This window comes from Sphingobium sp. AP49 (assembly GCF_000281715.2).
GTDB lineage: Bacteria > Pseudomonadota > Alphaproteobacteria > Sphingomonadales > Sphingomonadaceae > Sphingobium.
The window spans coordinates 523,360-538,172 of the sequence record NZ_CP124576.1 but is presented as its reverse complement, the minus strand read 5'-3'; the positions used below and the strand labels follow the sequence as shown (position 1 = coordinate 538,172).

13 protein-coding genes and 2 riboswitches are annotated in these 14,813 nt (G+C 68.2%); of the genes, 1 reads left to right on the top strand and 12 read right to left on the bottom strand.

Features of this window, described 5'->3' with window-relative positions:
- Positions 1–17: 17 nt before the first annotated feature.
- Genes cobU through PMI04_RS02555 form a run of 8 tightly spaced genes read right to left on the bottom strand, consistent with a single transcriptional unit; the run spans position 18 to position 7,101 of the window.
- Entirely contained in the window at positions 18–524 is a 507-nt protein-coding gene (gene cobU, locus PMI04_RS02590) for a bifunctional adenosylcobinamide kinase/adenosylcobinamide-phosphate guanylyltransferase (RefSeq protein WP_007706652.1), read from the bottom strand.
- Positions 521–1,474, bottom strand: coding sequence for an adenosylcobinamide-phosphate synthase CbiB (cbiB, locus tag PMI04_RS02585; protein ID WP_007706648.1), 954 nt, complete (start codon positions 1,472–1,474; stop codon positions 521–523). Before cbiB ends, cobU begins: the two co-directional genes overlap by 4 nt.
- Entirely contained in the window at positions 1,467–2,450 is a 984-nt protein-coding gene (cobD, locus tag PMI04_RS02580) for a threonine-phosphate decarboxylase CobD (RefSeq protein WP_283184843.1), read from the bottom strand. Before cobD ends, cbiB begins: the two co-directional genes overlap by 8 nt.
- Complete coding sequence (locus PMI04_RS02575; protein WP_007713536.1) at positions 2,447–3,166, bottom strand: adenosylcobinamide-GDP ribazoletransferase; 720 nt, start codon at positions 3,164–3,166, stop codon at positions 2,447–2,449. The genes cobD and PMI04_RS02575 overlap by 4 nt, the downstream gene beginning before the upstream one ends.
- Positions 3,163–3,732, bottom strand: coding sequence for a histidine phosphatase family protein (locus PMI04_RS02570; protein WP_007713534.1), 570 nt, complete (start codon positions 3,730–3,732; stop codon positions 3,163–3,165). Before PMI04_RS02570 ends, PMI04_RS02575 begins: the two co-directional genes overlap by 4 nt.
- A complete protein-coding gene (gene cobT / locus PMI04_RS02565; protein ID WP_007713531.1) occupies positions 3,729–4,742 on the bottom strand; it encodes a nicotinate-nucleotide--dimethylbenzimidazole phosphoribosyltransferase in 1,014 nt (337 codons plus the stop codon). The genes PMI04_RS02570 and cobT overlap by 4 nt, the downstream gene beginning before the upstream one ends.
- Positions 4,739–5,146 carry a DUF1636 domain-containing protein gene (locus PMI04_RS02560; protein ID WP_007713529.1) on the bottom strand — a complete coding sequence of 136 codons (408 nt, stop codon included), beginning with the start codon at positions 5,144–5,146 and terminating at the stop codon, positions 4,739–4,741. The genes cobT and PMI04_RS02560 overlap by 4 nt, the downstream gene beginning before the upstream one ends.
- Positions 5,146–7,101 (bottom strand): TonB-dependent receptor, encoded by a 1,956-nt coding sequence (locus tag PMI04_RS02555; protein WP_037487094.1) that lies wholly within the window; start codon positions 7,099–7,101, stop codon positions 5,146–5,148. The genes PMI04_RS02560 and PMI04_RS02555 overlap by 1 nt, the downstream gene beginning before the upstream one ends.
- Positions 7,102–7,242: 141 nt before the next feature.
- Positions 7,243–7,436, bottom strand: a riboswitch (cobalamin riboswitch).
- Between the two features lie 67 nt (positions 7,437–7,503).
- Here PMI04_RS02555 and PMI04_RS02550 point away from each other — a divergent pair.
- The gene (locus tag PMI04_RS02550; protein ID WP_007713526.1) at positions 7,504–8,364 is read left to right on the top strand and encodes an ABC transporter substrate-binding protein; all 861 of its coding nucleotides are present in this window, start codon (positions 7,504–7,506) and stop codon (positions 8,362–8,364) included.
- On the opposite strand, the gene bluB is transcribed toward PMI04_RS02550, so the two are convergent.
- Genes bluB through cobW form a run of 4 tightly spaced genes read right to left on the bottom strand, consistent with a single transcriptional unit; the run spans position 8,351 to position 14,365 of the window.
- Entirely contained in the window at positions 8,351–8,986 is a 636-nt protein-coding gene (gene bluB / locus PMI04_RS02545; protein WP_007713525.1) for a 5,6-dimethylbenzimidazole synthase, read from the bottom strand. The two genes, PMI04_RS02550 and bluB, sit on opposite strands and share 14 nt — an antisense overlap.
- The gene (gene cobO, locus PMI04_RS02540; RefSeq protein ID WP_007713524.1) at positions 8,986–9,591 is read right to left on the bottom strand and encodes a cob(I)yrinic acid a,c-diamide adenosyltransferase; all 606 of its coding nucleotides are present in this window, start codon (positions 9,589–9,591) and stop codon (positions 8,986–8,988) included. Before cobO ends, bluB begins: the two co-directional genes overlap by 1 nt.
- Positions 9,592–9,593: 2 nt before the next feature.
- A complete protein-coding gene (gene cobN, locus PMI04_RS02535) occupies positions 9,594–13,313 on the bottom strand; it encodes a cobaltochelatase subunit CobN (RefSeq protein ID WP_007713523.1) in 3,720 nt (1,239 codons plus the stop codon).
- A complete protein-coding gene (gene cobW / locus PMI04_RS02530) occupies positions 13,313–14,365 on the bottom strand; it encodes a cobalamin biosynthesis protein CobW (protein WP_007713521.1) in 1,053 nt (350 codons plus the stop codon). Before cobW ends, cobN begins: the two co-directional genes overlap by 1 nt.
- A 176-nt stretch (positions 14,366–14,541) precedes the next feature.
- A riboswitch (cobalamin riboswitch) is annotated at positions 14,542–14,784 on the bottom strand.
- Positions 14,785–14,813 lie beyond the last annotated feature (29 nt).

Genomic DNA, 14,813 nt, shown 5'->3' with positions numbered 1-14,813 from the left:
GGCGGTGCGCCGCCCCTTCACCCCTTGAGCGTCAGCGGCAGGCCCGCCGCGACGAAGACGACTTCATCGACCGCCGCCGCGACCCGCTGGTTCAAGGTGCCCGCCAGATCGCGAAAGCGCCGCGCCAGCGCATTGTCGGGCACGATGCCCAGCCCGACCTCGTTGGCGACCAGGATGATCGCCCCGTCATGGTCCAGGATCGCGGCGCAAAGCGCATCGGCCGCCGCCTCCCCATCCTTCTCCGCCAGCAGCAGGTTGCTGGCCCACAAGGTCAGGCAATCGACCAGCACCGTCTTGCTCCGCGCCGCCGCGATCGCGCCCGGCAGGTCGATCGGCGCCTCCACCACCTCCCATTCCGGCCCGCGATCGGCCCGGTGCCGGGCGATCCGGTCGGCCATTTCCGCGTCCCAAATCTCGGCGGTGGCGATGAAGCGGCGTGCGCCGGGCACCGCTTCGGCCGCCGCCTGGGCGTGGCGGCTCTTGCCCGATCGCGCGCCGCCCAGCACCAGCAGGCTGCTTGTCATATCATGTCTCCCGCAAACAGCGCCTGCAGCCCCGCCACCAGCCAGAGCAGCAAACAGGCCTGGCCATAAATGGCCAGCGCCCAACGCAGGTCGAGCGGATCGGCATCGATCCGCCCGCTGCCGATCCAGGGCTTGTCATGCGCTACACCATCATAGCGGATCGGTCCGGCCAGCCGCAGGTCGAGCGCGCCCGCCATCGCCGCTTCGGGCCAGCCGGCATTGGGCGAGGCATGGTTGCGCGCGTCGCGCCACATCACCCGCCAGCCGCCACCCCCGGCCAGACAGAGCAGGCAGCCGGCCAGCCGGGCGGGAATTAGGTTCATCAGGTCGTCAGCCCGTGCCGCCGCCCAGCCGAACGGCCCCCAGGGCGCCTCGCGATGGCCGATCATGCTGTCGGCGGTGTTGACCGCCTTATAGGCCCACACACCCGGCAGGCCGAACAAGAGCAGCCAGAAGAAGGGGGCGACGACACCGTCGCAGAAGCTTTCCGCCAGGCTCTCGATCGCGGCGCGAGTCACGCCGCCCGCATCCAGGCTGGCGGTGTCGCGCCCGACGATCATGCCGACCGCCTGCCGCGCGGCCGGCAGATCATCAGCCGCCAGCGCGCGATGGACCGCATGGACATGGCTGTACAGGCTGCGCAGCGCCAACGCCGGATAGGCCAGCAGGCCGATCAGTATCCAGCTCCAGGGCTCCGGCAACCATAGGCGCAGCAGATGCTGGACCAGCCATCCGTCACCGCCTGACACCAGCAGCAGGACCAATACCGTCGCTATTCCGCCCATTTTCCGGGCGAGAGCGCTATGCGCCGGATCATTCCAGCGCGCAGCACAATGATCGATGAGCCGCGCAAAGCCGCCGACAGGATGACCAACCCGGCGATAGAGCGCCGCCGGCCAGCCGACCACCGCATCCAGCGCGAGCGCCAGCAACGCAACAGGATCAGCCATGGCGCAGCGCCTGTTCCAGCCGAGAAAGGCCCGCCGCATCCGATGGCAGACCGATGCGTAGCCAGCGCGGCTGGGCCTCGAACGGCCGGGTCAGGATCGCCTGCCCCGCCAACCGCTCGAACAGGGCCATGGCATCGGGCGTGTCGATCAGGCGGAAGAGCGGGCTTTGGCCCATGGGCTGATGGCTGCAGCGCATCAGCAGCGCATCGAGCGCCTGCGCCTCGTGGCCGAGTTGGTCGCGCATCGCCCCTATCCAGCCACTATCACGATAGGCGGCCGTGCCGATGGCAATGGCAGCCGCCGACACCGGCCAGGCGCCGAGCCGGTCCCGCACCCGCGCAATGACCGCACGCGGCGCCACCAGAAAGCCCAGGCGCAGGCCGGCAAGCCCGAAAAACTTGCCGAAGGAGCGCAGCAGCATCAGCCGGCGATCATCGGCAATGAACGGCCCCAGGCTGCTAGCCGGGTGACAATCGGCAAAGGCCTCGTCCACCACCAGCCAGCCGTCCGGCCCGCGCCGGTCGAGCAGGGCCACAAGATCGGCCAGGCCATGAAGACGCCCGTCGGGGTTATTCGGATTGGCAAGGATCAGCGTCTGCCCGTCCGCGTCGCCCAGATGGTCAAGATCGACCGGCGCCGCGCCCTGCACCATCGCGCCATGGGTGCGATAGGCGGGGCTGGCATGGCGGACCGAACCGTCGAGCAATGTGCCGACGAGGCGCAGGCCCACCTCCGTCCCCGGCAGCGCGCAGACATGATCGGCAGCGACGCCGAAATGGTCGGCCGCCGCCTGTTCGAGCGCGCGCAGCCCTTGCTCGTCGGGCAAGGCGCGCCAGTCGATCGCCTGCTCGCTTGCCCCCGGCCAGGCATGAGGGTTGATGCCTGTGGATAAGTCGAGCCAGCTTTCCGGTGCACCGCCAAAATGCGCGCGCGCCGCCGCGACGCCGCCGCCATGCCAGGTCCAGCGCATCGTCATGCCGTGCCACCGGCGATCAGGGCGACGAAAAGCAGGCCGCTTTCAACCAGTTCGATGCCTGCCCCATGGCCATCGCCGGAAATGCCGCCCAGCCTGCGCTTCAGCCACAATCCCCAGACCAGCATCAACAGCGGCGCTGCGAGCAGGGCCGGCAACCACCAGGCCGCGATTATCAACAGACTTATCCACAGGGCGATGTGGATAGTTTTGGCGGCATCGGCAAAGCGCGCGCCCAGCCCGGCATGCAGTGCCGGCAGCATCCGCGCCCACAGCAGCGGCCCGATCCGCGCGGCAAAGGGCATGAGCAGCAGCGGCAACATCATGCCCCGCTCGACCAGCGCATGGAGTAGCAGCAGCTTGGCGATCAGTTGCAGGCCGATCGCCACCACAGCGAAACTGCCGACATGCGGGTCGGCGAGTACCGCCAACAACCGCTCCCGCCCTTTATGCACAGCGCCGCAGGCATCGGCGATGTCACCCAGTCCGTCGAGATGCAGCGCCCCGGTCACGCCGACCCAGCAGAGCAGCCCGGCGAGCGCCCCGATCCAAGGATCGATGCGCACGCCAAGATTGACAGCGAACATGACACATAGACCGACCATGGCGCCGACGACCGGAAACCACCGGATGGACCGTGCGAACTCTGTCTCGTTCGCTGTCACTTTTGGCATCGGCAGGCGGGTGAGGAACTGGATGGCAAGGATCAGTCCCTTCATGGGCGCAGCCCGGTGATGCGGGCAAATGACGGTTCCCCGGTCCAGCGCTCCAGCGACAGCAGCGCGGCATAGGGCAAGCCGAAGCTCCAGCTCTGCTGCACGCTGAACCCGCACAGATGCGCCAGCGCCGCCCGCATCGCCCCGCCATGGGTCAGCACCAAAGTGGGCACGCGCGGCAGATCCTCGACAGCATCGGCAATCCGCCCCAGCAGCGCCGTCCAGCCCTCGCTGCCCGGCGGCGCAAAACCGTCCGGATCCTGCCAGAAACGCGCCAGCGCTTCGGCATCGACATCGGCCGGGGCCAGGCCGTCCCAGATGCCGAAGTCCAGCTCGCGCCAACGCGGATCGACCCATACCGGCAGCCCGGCCCGCTGCCCGATCGCGGTCGCCGCCTGGCGCGCCCGCTGCAGGTCGGACGTCACGATCATCTCGAACTCCAGTCCCACCACCTGCGCCAGACAGGCGTCGATACCCGCCCGGGTCGGCGCGCTGTCGGTCCGCCCCAGCAACAGGCCGGGCGTTTCGGGTGCGCCATGCCGCAGCAGATGGAGCGGCATGCCCATCATGTCGCGGTGGACACCGCCGCTTCGGCAAAGGTCGCCATGCCGGCATGCGCCGCCACCGCCGCGCGGACGATATTGGCCGCGACGGCCGCGCCGCTCCCTTCGCCCAATCGCATGTCTAGGCGCAGCAACGGGTCGAGCCCCAGCCGATCGAGCAGCAACGCATGCCCCGGTTCGGTCGAGCAATGGCCGGCCAGGCAATGATCCGCGATGCCCGGCCTTTGCGCCGCCAGGGGCGCTATCGCCGCACAGCTGATGAACCCGTCGAGCAGCACTGGCACGCCGAGCTGGCGCGCGCGCAGCACCGCGCCGGCAATCGCCGCCAGCTCGCGCCCGCCCAGCCGGCGCAGCACTTCAAAAGCCCCCTCGGGCGCATCAGCATGAAAGGCGATCGCCCGCTCGATCGTCGCGATCTTGCGAGCGACCCCCGCGCCATCCACACCGGTGCCCGGCCCCACCCAGTCGCGCACATCGCCGCCGAAACAGCGTGCGCTCAGCGCCGCAGCGGCGGTCGAATTGCCGATTCCCATTTCGCCAACAACCAGCAGGTCCAGATCCTCCTCGGCCGCCTCCGCGCCGATCGACAGCGCGGCGAGGCATTCCGCCTCGGTCATCGCCGGGGCGGCGGTGAAATCGGCCGTCGGGCTGTCAAGATCGATCGGCCGCACGACCAGTTCCAGGCCCGCGACCTGGGACAACGCATTGATCGCCGCACCGCCGGCCGCGAAATTGGCCACCATCTGCGCGGTCACGGCGGCGGGATAGGCGCTGACGCCATGGATGGTGAAACCATGATTGCCGGCAAAGATCGCCGCTCGCCCCCGTTCCAGCCGGGGCATGCAGCGCCCCTGCCAGCTTGCCATGAAGACGGCGATATCCTCCAGCCGGCCGAGCGCACCGAGCGGCTTGGTCAAGTTCGCCTGCCGCGCCCGTGCAGCCGCGCTGGCCAGCGCCTCGGCTGGAGGCAGGCTGGCAAGGGCCGTTTCAAAATCGGCGATCGAGGCGAAGGTCATTCGACGACAAATCCTTCCGGTGGGGTACGGGTGATGAAATGGCCCTTCACCCCTTCGGGCCATTCCCGAAAGGCGACGCGGCCATGCTCGCTGGCGGCATAGGCGACGGCATAATCAAGGATCGCGCGCGCCGCCTCTTCCTCCGGGGCGAAGCGCCCCAGGACATAGCCGACCTTGCCGGGCGCGCGCAGATGGACGGTGCAATGATCCTGGCAGGCGAACAGGCAGGGCATGTCCTGCACCGCGACGGCGGCATAGCGCGGGTCGGAGGCCTGCACGCTGCGCAGCGCCTGTGCCAGTCGCGCACCACCGCGCACGCCCTCGCCATCCTCTCGTGCATCGGCCGAATGGCGGCAGGTGCTGCAGGCGACGATGGCCGGGCCGGGTTCAACAGGGCGCAACATCAAAAGCGCCCCCGGAAACCGGCATAGATGCTGCGGCCGAGCGTGCCGTAGCGATAGGCCGTCATATACTCCTCGTCGAAGAGATTTTCGACCCGGGTGAAAAGGCGCAGCGCCGGGGTCAGCGCATATTCGGCGCGCAGGTCGACCAGCGTATAATCGTCCAGCCGGATGGTGTTGGCCGCATTGTCATAGCTGTGCCCCGACCAGCGAACTGCCGCCCCGGTGGTGAGGCCGAAGGGCCAGGCATAGCTGATCGAGCCATTGGCGCTGTTGCGCGGCCGGCGTGGCAGCCAGTTGCCGTCATTGGCGGTGCCGTCCGAACGGTCCTCCGCCACGGTCCAGCTGTAATTGCCGTCGATCACCAGCCCCTTGACCGGCTCGATCGCCGCCTGCGCCTCTATGCCATGCGCCTTCGCGCGCGACACATTGAGATAATAGCCAAAGCGCCGCGTCGTGGTGCCCGGCGTGAAGCAGAGCGGATCGGTCGAACTCGACGAACAGCTGTTGTAGATGATCTGGTCGGTCGTGGTCCGGTCGAACCAGGTCGCGCCCAGCCGCAATGTTTCGCCAAAGAAGCGCTGCTCCGCACCTGCTTCCCAGCCATGGGCGCGTTCGGGATCGAGCGCCTGGTTCCCATATTCGGAATAGAGCTGATAGAGGGTCGGCGCCTTGAAGCCCTCACCATAGCTGGCGCGCAGCACCGTCCTGGTCGGCAACGCCCACACCCCGCCGGCCGAAAAGAGGGTGCGGCCGCCATAGCGATCATGATCGTCGTAACGCAGCCCGCCGGTCAGGGTCAGGCCGGCAATCGGCTGGGCATTGATCTGGCCATAGACGCTGGTGATCTCTGCCTTGCCGCGGGCCGGGTCGGGAATGGGCACCGAAAGCGACGCCGAAGGTGACACGCTGCGGAAGCGGCTATTCTCATTCTCCACCCCGAACAGCGCGGTCCAGCCGTCGGCGATGGCGAAGCTGCCCTGATATTCCAACCGCTGGTTGCGCCCGGCGGCGTCGAAGGTCTGACGGCGCTGGTTGCGCGGATCATAATTGTCGCGATCGGTGTCGGTATAGCCATAGCCGAAACGGTTGCGGAACCGGCCGTCGAGCAGCGCGACGTTCAGGCCGGCATAGCCGACAAATTCGCGATTGGTGCCATAGGCCGGGCTGTCCGCGCTGGTCGCGTCGAAATCGACATGGCCGTCGGAATAATAGCCGCGCAGGTCGGCGCTGATCCCGTCCGCTAGCGCGACCTCGACCCGGCCGGTTACGCTGCGGTTGGTATAGCCGTCCTTCTCCTTGCCGCCAAAGGCCGGGCTGATCGCGGAAATGCCCTCGGTGGAGAAGCTCTGGCCGCCGATCCGCCAGCTGACAGGCCCCGCCTTGCCGCCCAACGCCGCGCGGGCACTGACGGTGTCGCGCGATCCGGCCTCGATATCGAAACTGCCTTCCAGCGCCTTTTCGGGCATGGCGGTAACGACATTGACGACACCGCCGATCGCCTGGCTGCCCCACAGGGTCGACTGGGGACCACGCAACACTTCTATGCGCGAGGCATCGCCGACCAGCAGATTGGCGAAATTATAGCCGCCGCCGGCCGAGGACGGGTCGTTGAGCTTGACGCCATCGATCACCACCACGGTCTGGTCGGATTCCGCGCCCCGAATGCGCAGCGAGGTCGCCGTGCCATAGCCGCCATTGCGCGAGATGCTGACGCCCGGCGTGCGCAGCAGCAATTCGGTGACGCCCATATCCTGCGCGCGGTCGATCGCGACCTTGTCGAGCACGGTGACGGAGGCCGGTACCTGATCCACCGGCGTGGCGAGGCGGGTCGCCGTGACGAGGATCGAGGATGCCCCGGCATCGGCGGCGGCATCGGGCGGCGGGGCCTGCTGCGCGTCTTCGGCAAAGGCGGTGGTGGAGAGAAGGAAGGAACAGAAAGTCAGATATTTCAACACGAGGAGACCCCAGCAGACAAAGGGCCACATCATGGGAACGATATCGATACCCGAAAGGGCGCGACATGGTCCCCGCATCCGATGCGGTCCACCTGTCGTCACGCGGGTTCACCCCCGTTCGTCCGACACACCCTGTCCGCACGAAGGACGACCGCGACGGGCAGGTCTCCTGGCTTGCGGGTCATCGCCAATTCGCGCCGCCTTCTCAGGATCTTGCGATCCCAATGGCATATGGTGCGAGGACTCTCCGCTCACAGTTGCAGGGGCAGCCGGGGTCTTGAACCCCATTCCCTTTTCATCCCCGTTGCCGGAGAACCTGTCGCAAGTTGCGCGATACGGGAGCGCGACAGAAGCGTCAATCACCCTTGCCTGAACGGTCATGCCGGCTAAGGACGGATCGTGATGCAACGATGCTTTTCTCGTGGATCCGCCCAGGCGATGATCGCGCTGGGTATGACGGTTCTGGTCGGAACGGGCTTGTGGGCAGCCGCACCGCATGGCGCGCCGAGGGACGAAAAACGTCCGCAACGCATCGTCTCGCTGAACCTGTGCGCCGATCAGTTGCTGGTGGCGCTGGCCGACCGCAACCAGATTGCCGGCCTGACCCACAATGCCGGCGATCAGCAAATGTCAGCCGTGGCAGGCGCCACCAAGGGATTGCCGATTTTGGACGGATCGGCCGAGCAGATATTGGCCGTCAATCCCGATCTGGTGATCGGCATGCCGGCCCGGCGCAACCCGGCGATCGCGATATTGAAGGCGCAGCACTATCCCGCCGTCGACCTGAAAAGCGCGGACAGCTATGCCGACATCGTTGCGTCGATCCGCACGGTGGCGCAGGCGATCGGCCATGCCGATCGCGGGGAGGCGATGATCGCGCGCATGGACCGGGACCTCGCCGCCCTGCCCCGCGCACCCCGGCCCAAGGTGGCGGCCTATTATCAGCGGCGCGGCTATATGACCGGCACGGGCACGCTGGTCGACGACCTCATGACGCGCGCAGGGCTGCGCAATCTGGCGGCCGATCTGGGCAAGCCGGCGATCGCGCAGATCAGCCTGGAGGAAATGGTCGCGGCCCGGCCCGACTATCTGATCGTCGAAAGCGCGACCGACCGGATCAGCGACCAGGGCACCGAAATGCTGCACCATCCCGCGCTGCGCAGCATCCCGCGGATCAGCCTGCCGCAGGCCTGGACGGTGTGCGGTGGTCCGGCCTATGTGCAGGCGGCACAAGCCCTGTCGCGCGCCGTCAGCGCGCGCTGATCTGCGCCAGCGGATCGAGCCGCGCCTGCCAGCCCAGCCGGTCCAGTTCGGGCGTGTCGGCGACGGCTTCGGGATGGCCCAGACATAGCAGCGCGACGAAGGTCCAGCCGGGCGGTACCTCAAGGAGGCCCGCGACAAAGGCCGGGTCGAGGATCGATACCCAGCCGAGCGCCAGGCCGCGTGCCCGCGCTGCCAGCCACAGCGTGTGGATCGCCAGCACCACCGAATAGAGGTGGGTCTGCGGCATGGTCGCGGCGCCCAGCCCCGCGCCGGCCGTAGTCGCATCGTCGCAGAAGACCGCGATAATCTCCGGTGCCTCGCGCAGCCCGTGCAGCTTCAGCGCGCGATAGGCATCATGCCGGGTGGCATCGGTGATCTGGCTGGTCGCGCGCTCGCGCTCGGCATCGACATGGCCGGCCAGCGCCGCGCGCAGCGCCGCCGTCTTCACCCGGACGAAGCGCCAGGGCTGGCTGTTGCCGACAGACGGCGCCAGTTGCGCCAGCGTCAGCAGCTCCAGCACCATCGCTTCGTCCAGCGGATCGCTGCGGAAATGGCGCACGTCGCGGCGCCAGGTGAGCAGGTCGGTCAGCGTCGCGCAGAAATCGGGGGCGAACGCCTGCATCAATATTCGATGCCGGCCTGCGCCTTCACCCCGCTGCGGAAGGGATGCTTTATCATGGTCATCTCGGTGACCAGGTCGGCCGCCTCGATCAGCGCCTCGGGCGCGTTGCGGCCGGTGACGACGACATGCTTCATCGCGTCCTTGGCGTCGAGCACCGCCAGCACCTCGTCCAGCGGCAGATAGTCGTAGCGCAGCACGATATTCAGCTCGTCGGCCAGCACCATGGCATAATCGGGGTCGGCGACCATGCGCTTCACCTCGTCCCACGCCTCGCGGGCGAGCGCGATGTCGCGGCTGCGATCCTGGGTGTTCCAGGTGAAGCCCTCGCCCATCGGCTTGAACTCGATCTGGTCGGGGAAAGCGTCGAACACGAGCTTCTCGCCGGTGGTCATCGCGCCCTTGACGAACTGGACCACGCCGACCTTCTTGCCATGGCCGATCATGCGGACGACCATGCCCAGCGCCGCCGTGGTCTTGCCCTTGCCCTTGCCGGTATGGACGATCAGCAGGCCCTTTTCCTGGGTCTTGGTCGCCATGATCTTGTCATGGGCGGCCTGCTTCTTCTTCATCTTTTCCGCATGCTGTTCGTCGGTGCGTTCGGCCATCGTCACTCTCCTGCGAGCTGGGCGAGCAGCATGCCCGCGCTGTTCGATCTGGGTTTCCACAGGCCGCGTTCCAGCGCCTCGGCCAGCCGGGCGGCGGTCTCGCGCAGGGCGGCGGGATTGGCGTCGGCCATGAAGGTGCGCACCGCCTCATCCTCGATGAAGGCGGCGTGGACGGCGTCGAAATGATGGTCGCGCACCGCATGGGTGGTGGCGGCGAAGGCGAAGAGATAGTCGACCGAGGCGGCAATCTCGAACGCGCCCTTGTAGCCATGGCGCATGACGCCGGCGATCCATTTGGGGTTGGTGACGCGGGCGCGGACGATGCGGCCGATCTCGTCCTCCAGCGTGCGGATCACCGGCCGTTCCGGGCGGCTATGGTCATTATGATAGCTGAGCGGCTTGGCGCCCTTCAGATGCTCGATGGCGGCGGCGATGCCGCCCTCGAACTGATAATAATCGTCACTGTCGAGCAGGTCATGCTCGCGATTATCCTGATTCTGGACGACGGCATCGGCCTGCGCCAGGCGGGTGGCGAACAGGTCGCGTTCGCTGTCGCCCTCCACCCCCGCGCCATAGGCATAGCCGCCCCAGTCGAGATAGACCTGGGCGAGATCGGCGCGGCTGTGCCAGATTTTCTCGTCGATCATCGCCTGCAGTCCCGCGCCATAGGCGCCGGGCTTCGATCCGAACACGCGGGCACCGGCGCGGCGCGCGGCCTCCGCCGCATCAGCGCCGTCCGCCACCAGCGCTGCCTGTTCGGCGCGATGCCGGGCGGCGGCGGGATTATCCTCGTCCGGCTCATCGAGCGCCATCACCGCGCGGGCGGCGCTGTCGATCAGGTCGATCTGTTCGGGGAAGGCGTCGCGGAAGAAGCCGGAGACACGTAATGTCACGTCGACGCGCGGCCGGCCCAGCTCAGCGAGCGTCATCATCTCGAAGCCGACGACCCGCCCCGAACTCCATTCCCAGCGCGGCCGCACCCCCATCAGCGCCAGCGCCTGCGCAATATCGTCGCCGCCGGTGCGCATGTTCGCCGTGCCCCAGGCGGACAGGGCGATGGCGCGGGGATAGTCGCCCTCGCGCTGGAGATAATCGTCGACCAGCAATTGCGCCGATCGCTGGCCCAGATCCCAGGCGACGGCGGTCGGCACGGCGCGGGTATCGACCGAGAAGAAATTGCGCCCGGTCGGCAGCACGTCGGGCCGGCCGCGCGTTGGCGCGCCCGATGGCCCCGGCAGCACGAAGCGCCCATCCAGCCCGGCCAGCAGGGCGGCCGCCTCGCGCGGGCCACAGGCATCGACGCGCGGCGCCAGATCATCGGCGATCGACGCCAGCACCGCCGCGCTGGCCAGGCCGACCGGCGCCCCGCCATCGACCAGAGCCGCCGCCAGCAATTCCAGCCGCTCGACCATGTCGCCATGGGTGCGCCAGGCATCTGTGGATAAGTCCGCCAGCGTCGCCGGACGCGACCCCTGCCACGGCGCCCCCAGCACGCAATCGAGCGGATCGAAACCCAGCCCCAGATCATCGGCCAGCGCCCGCAGCAAGGACGCCTGCCCCGGATGATCGAGGCCGCGCGGCGTGCGCGCCAGCGCGATCAGCAGGTCGCGCCGCAGTCGCCCTTCCGGCGATGCGGTGAAGACATGCAGCCCGTCGCGGATCTGCAATTCCTTCAGCTCGCACAGATAATTGTCGATCGCAGCAAGCGCGTCGTCATCATCACCGGCGGCGGCCGCATCCTTGTCCAGCCCCTGGCTGCGGGCGAGGTCGAGGATATCGCGGCGCAACCGGTCGAGCCGGCGCGGGTCCATGCCGGCGGCAAGATAATATTCGTCCACCAGCGCTTCGAGCTGCTTGAGCGGCCCATAGCTTTCCGCGCGGGTCAGCGGCGGGGTCAGATGGTCGAGGATGACGGCGCCGATGCGGCGCTTGGCCTGCGTCCCTTCGCCCGGATCATTGACGATGAAGGGATAGAGTTGCGGCACCGGCCCGGCGCAGATTTCGGGGAAGCAATCGGCCGAGAGCGACACCGCCTTGCCCGGCAGCCATTCCAGATTGCCATGCTTGCCGACATGCACCAGCGCCTGCGCGCCGAAATCCTGCGCCAGCCAGACATGGAAGGCGAGATAGGCGTGCGGCGGCGGCAGCGCGGGGTCATGATAGCTGCTCTTGGGATCGATATTATAGCCGCGCGCCGGCTGCACCGCGATCGCGACATGGCCGAAGCGATGGACGGCAAGGCGAAAGGCGCCGTCGCGCACGAAGGGGTCGGCCTCGGGCGGTCCCCAGCGATCGACCATGGCGTCACGCGCGCTGGCCGGCAGAGCGGCAAGGGCGGCGCGATAGACATCGAGCGACAGGCTGACCTCTCCCGGCCTGTCGATCGACGCGAGATCATTGGTGACACCGCCGGTCATCAGCCGCATCAGCGCAGCGCCATCGCGCGGGGCGTCGCCGATCGCATAGCCGGCATCGCCCAATTGGCACAGGATCGCGGCCGCGCTGGCCGGCGTGTCGAGGCCGACCCCATTGCCGATCCGCCCGTCACGATTGGGATAATTGGCCAGCACCAGCGCGACCCGGCGCTGCGCCGGCGCGGTGCGGCGCAGCGCCGCCCAGTTGCCCGCCAGATCGGCGACGAAGGCGACCCGGTCGGGTGCCACGCGCGGCACGACGATGCCGCACTGGGTCCGCGCGTCGAACCGCTCGGCCGCCTTGAAGGCGACGGCGCGGGTGAAGAGGCGCCCGTCCACTTCGGGCAGAGCGACATTCATCGCCAGGTCGCGCGGGCCAAGGCCACGGGCGGACCCGCGCCAACTCCCTTCCTCGACCCCGGCAAAGGCGGTCTGCAGGATCGGGCAGTCGGCCTGTTCCAATATGCCCGGCACGCGCGGCTCGGACGACGACGAGGCGGCGAAGCTGGTCGCATTGACGATGATGTCGGGCGCGATGTCGGCCAGCAGTCCGCCGAGCCAGTCGCGCACGAACGGCTCGCGCAGCGCACGGACATGCACGGCGGCGACGTTGAAGCCGCGCGCGCCAAGGGCCGCGACCATCGCATCGACCGCGCTCAGCGTGCCGGCCACCACCAAAGCGCGATAGAAGATCAGCAGCGCCACCGGCCGGCCCTCAGTCCAGGTCGCGCGCAGTTCGGCCACGCCCGGCCGGTCATGGCCGGGCAGATAGAGGCCCGCGTCGGCGATCGGCAGCGGATGGTCGGGTTCGCCCGCATCCGCACCGGTCAGCCGGGCGGCGCAGCGCAGGAAGGACAGCGCATTGGCGGTGCCGCCCTGGCGCAGATAGTCGCGCAACTGCTCGCGCATCGCCGCCGGCACGGTAGAGGCCAGATCCAGCGCGGGATCGCCCTCGCGCCCGTCGGCGATCGCGGCGAAGGCGATGCCCCGTTCGCGCGCGACCTGCGCAATCTCGTCCACGCCATAGGGCCAGTAGCTCTTGCCGCCGAGCAGGATGACGCAGACGAAGCGCGCCTTGGCGATCACCTTCTCGACATAGAGGTCGACCGAATAGGGATGTTTGAGCTGCAGCAGATTGGCCAGCCGCACGGTCGGCGCGTCATCGGGCAGGCGCGCGGCAGCGGCGGCGAAACAGGCCAGGTCGCTGTCCGCCACGGTCAGGATGACGATGTCGCCGGGCGGCTGATCGAGGTCGATCGCCTCCTCGCCGTCGCTGATCGTTCCCGGCGTGGCGGACAAGAGATGCATCAGCCGAGCACGGCCTGGATGTCGGCCTCGATCGCGGCGCGGTCCAGCCCCTTCTGGCCGATCACCACAAGCTGGGTGCGGCGCGCTTCTTGTCCCTGCCAGGGGCGGTCGAAGAAATGCTGGATGCGCGGGCCGACCGCCTGCACGACGAGGCGCATCGGCTTGCCCGCGACCGCGACCATGCCCTTGACGCGCAGCACGTCATGGGCAGCGATCAGCGCGGACAGCGCTTGCACCAGCGTGTCGGGATCGGCGACCGCATCGCCGACGACGACGAAGCTGTCGAAATCATCATGGTCATGATCCTCGCCCTCCGCCTCATGGTGCGAAGGGCGCGCATCGAGATCATCCTCCGCCGCCGCGACGATGCCCAGCAGCGCGCCGATGTCGACCGCGCCATGGGCGGCGCGGACGATCTTCACGCCGGGCCGCGTTTCGGCATCGACCCGCGCCTCGACCGCGGCCAGCGTATCGGCATCGACCAGGTCGCTCTTGTTCAGCACCACCATGTCGGCGCAGGCGAGCTGATCCTCGAACAATTCCTCCAGCGGGCTGTCATGGTCCAGATTGGGGTCGGCCGCGCGCGCCGCCGCCAGCGCCGCCTCGTCCGTGGCGAAGCGACCGGCGGCGACGGCATCGGCGTCGATCAGCGCAACCACGCCGTCGACCGTGGCGCGGGTGCGGATGGCGGGCCATTGGAAGGCCTTGACCAGCGGCTTGGGCAGGGCCAGCCCCGACGTCTCGATGATGATATGGTCGGGCGGGCTCGGCCGATCGAGCAGCGCGGTCATGGTCGGCAGGAAATCGTCGGCCACGGTGCAGCAGATGCAGCCATTGGCCAGCTCGACAATATTCTCTTCCGGGCAGGTGGCATCGTTGCAGCCCTTCACCAGTTCGCCGTCGACGCCGACATCGCCAAATTCGTTGATGATGAGGGCCAGCCGGCGCCCCTGCGCATTTTCCAGCAGATGGCGGATCAGCGTGGTCTTGCCCGCGCCCAGGAAGCCGGTGATGACGGTGGTCGGAATCTTGGCAGATGCAGTGTTGGCCATGACAAATACTCGCGCGCCGGAGCAACCGGGGCGGGAGCGAACCGGGCGCGCACGCACGGCCGGCCAGCATCGCGGACGGGCGCTTGTTCGCCCGCAGATGCGTGACCGCGCGGCTCCAGCCGCCAACCTGTCGCTCAGACGGAACACCGTGCCCCGGCCATCCCCTGGACCAAAGCAAGAGCGACCTAAACGCCGGCAGGTCTCCTGGCTTGCGGGTCATAGCGGGAGGAACGGCCTTCCCAGGCCTCGCAGGATTTAGCGTCCGGCCCAGTGGCTGCCGATCCCGCATCGGGGACAGCTTTGTTCATCACGCTCGCCGCTCACAGTTGCAGGGACAGCTGCGGATTTGGATGCCATGGCATCCGCACCGCCTTCCCATTTTAAGCCCCCGAAGGGGCACCGGCGCGATCATGTCGGGACGATGCGAAGCGCCGTCCCTGGGCCGGTT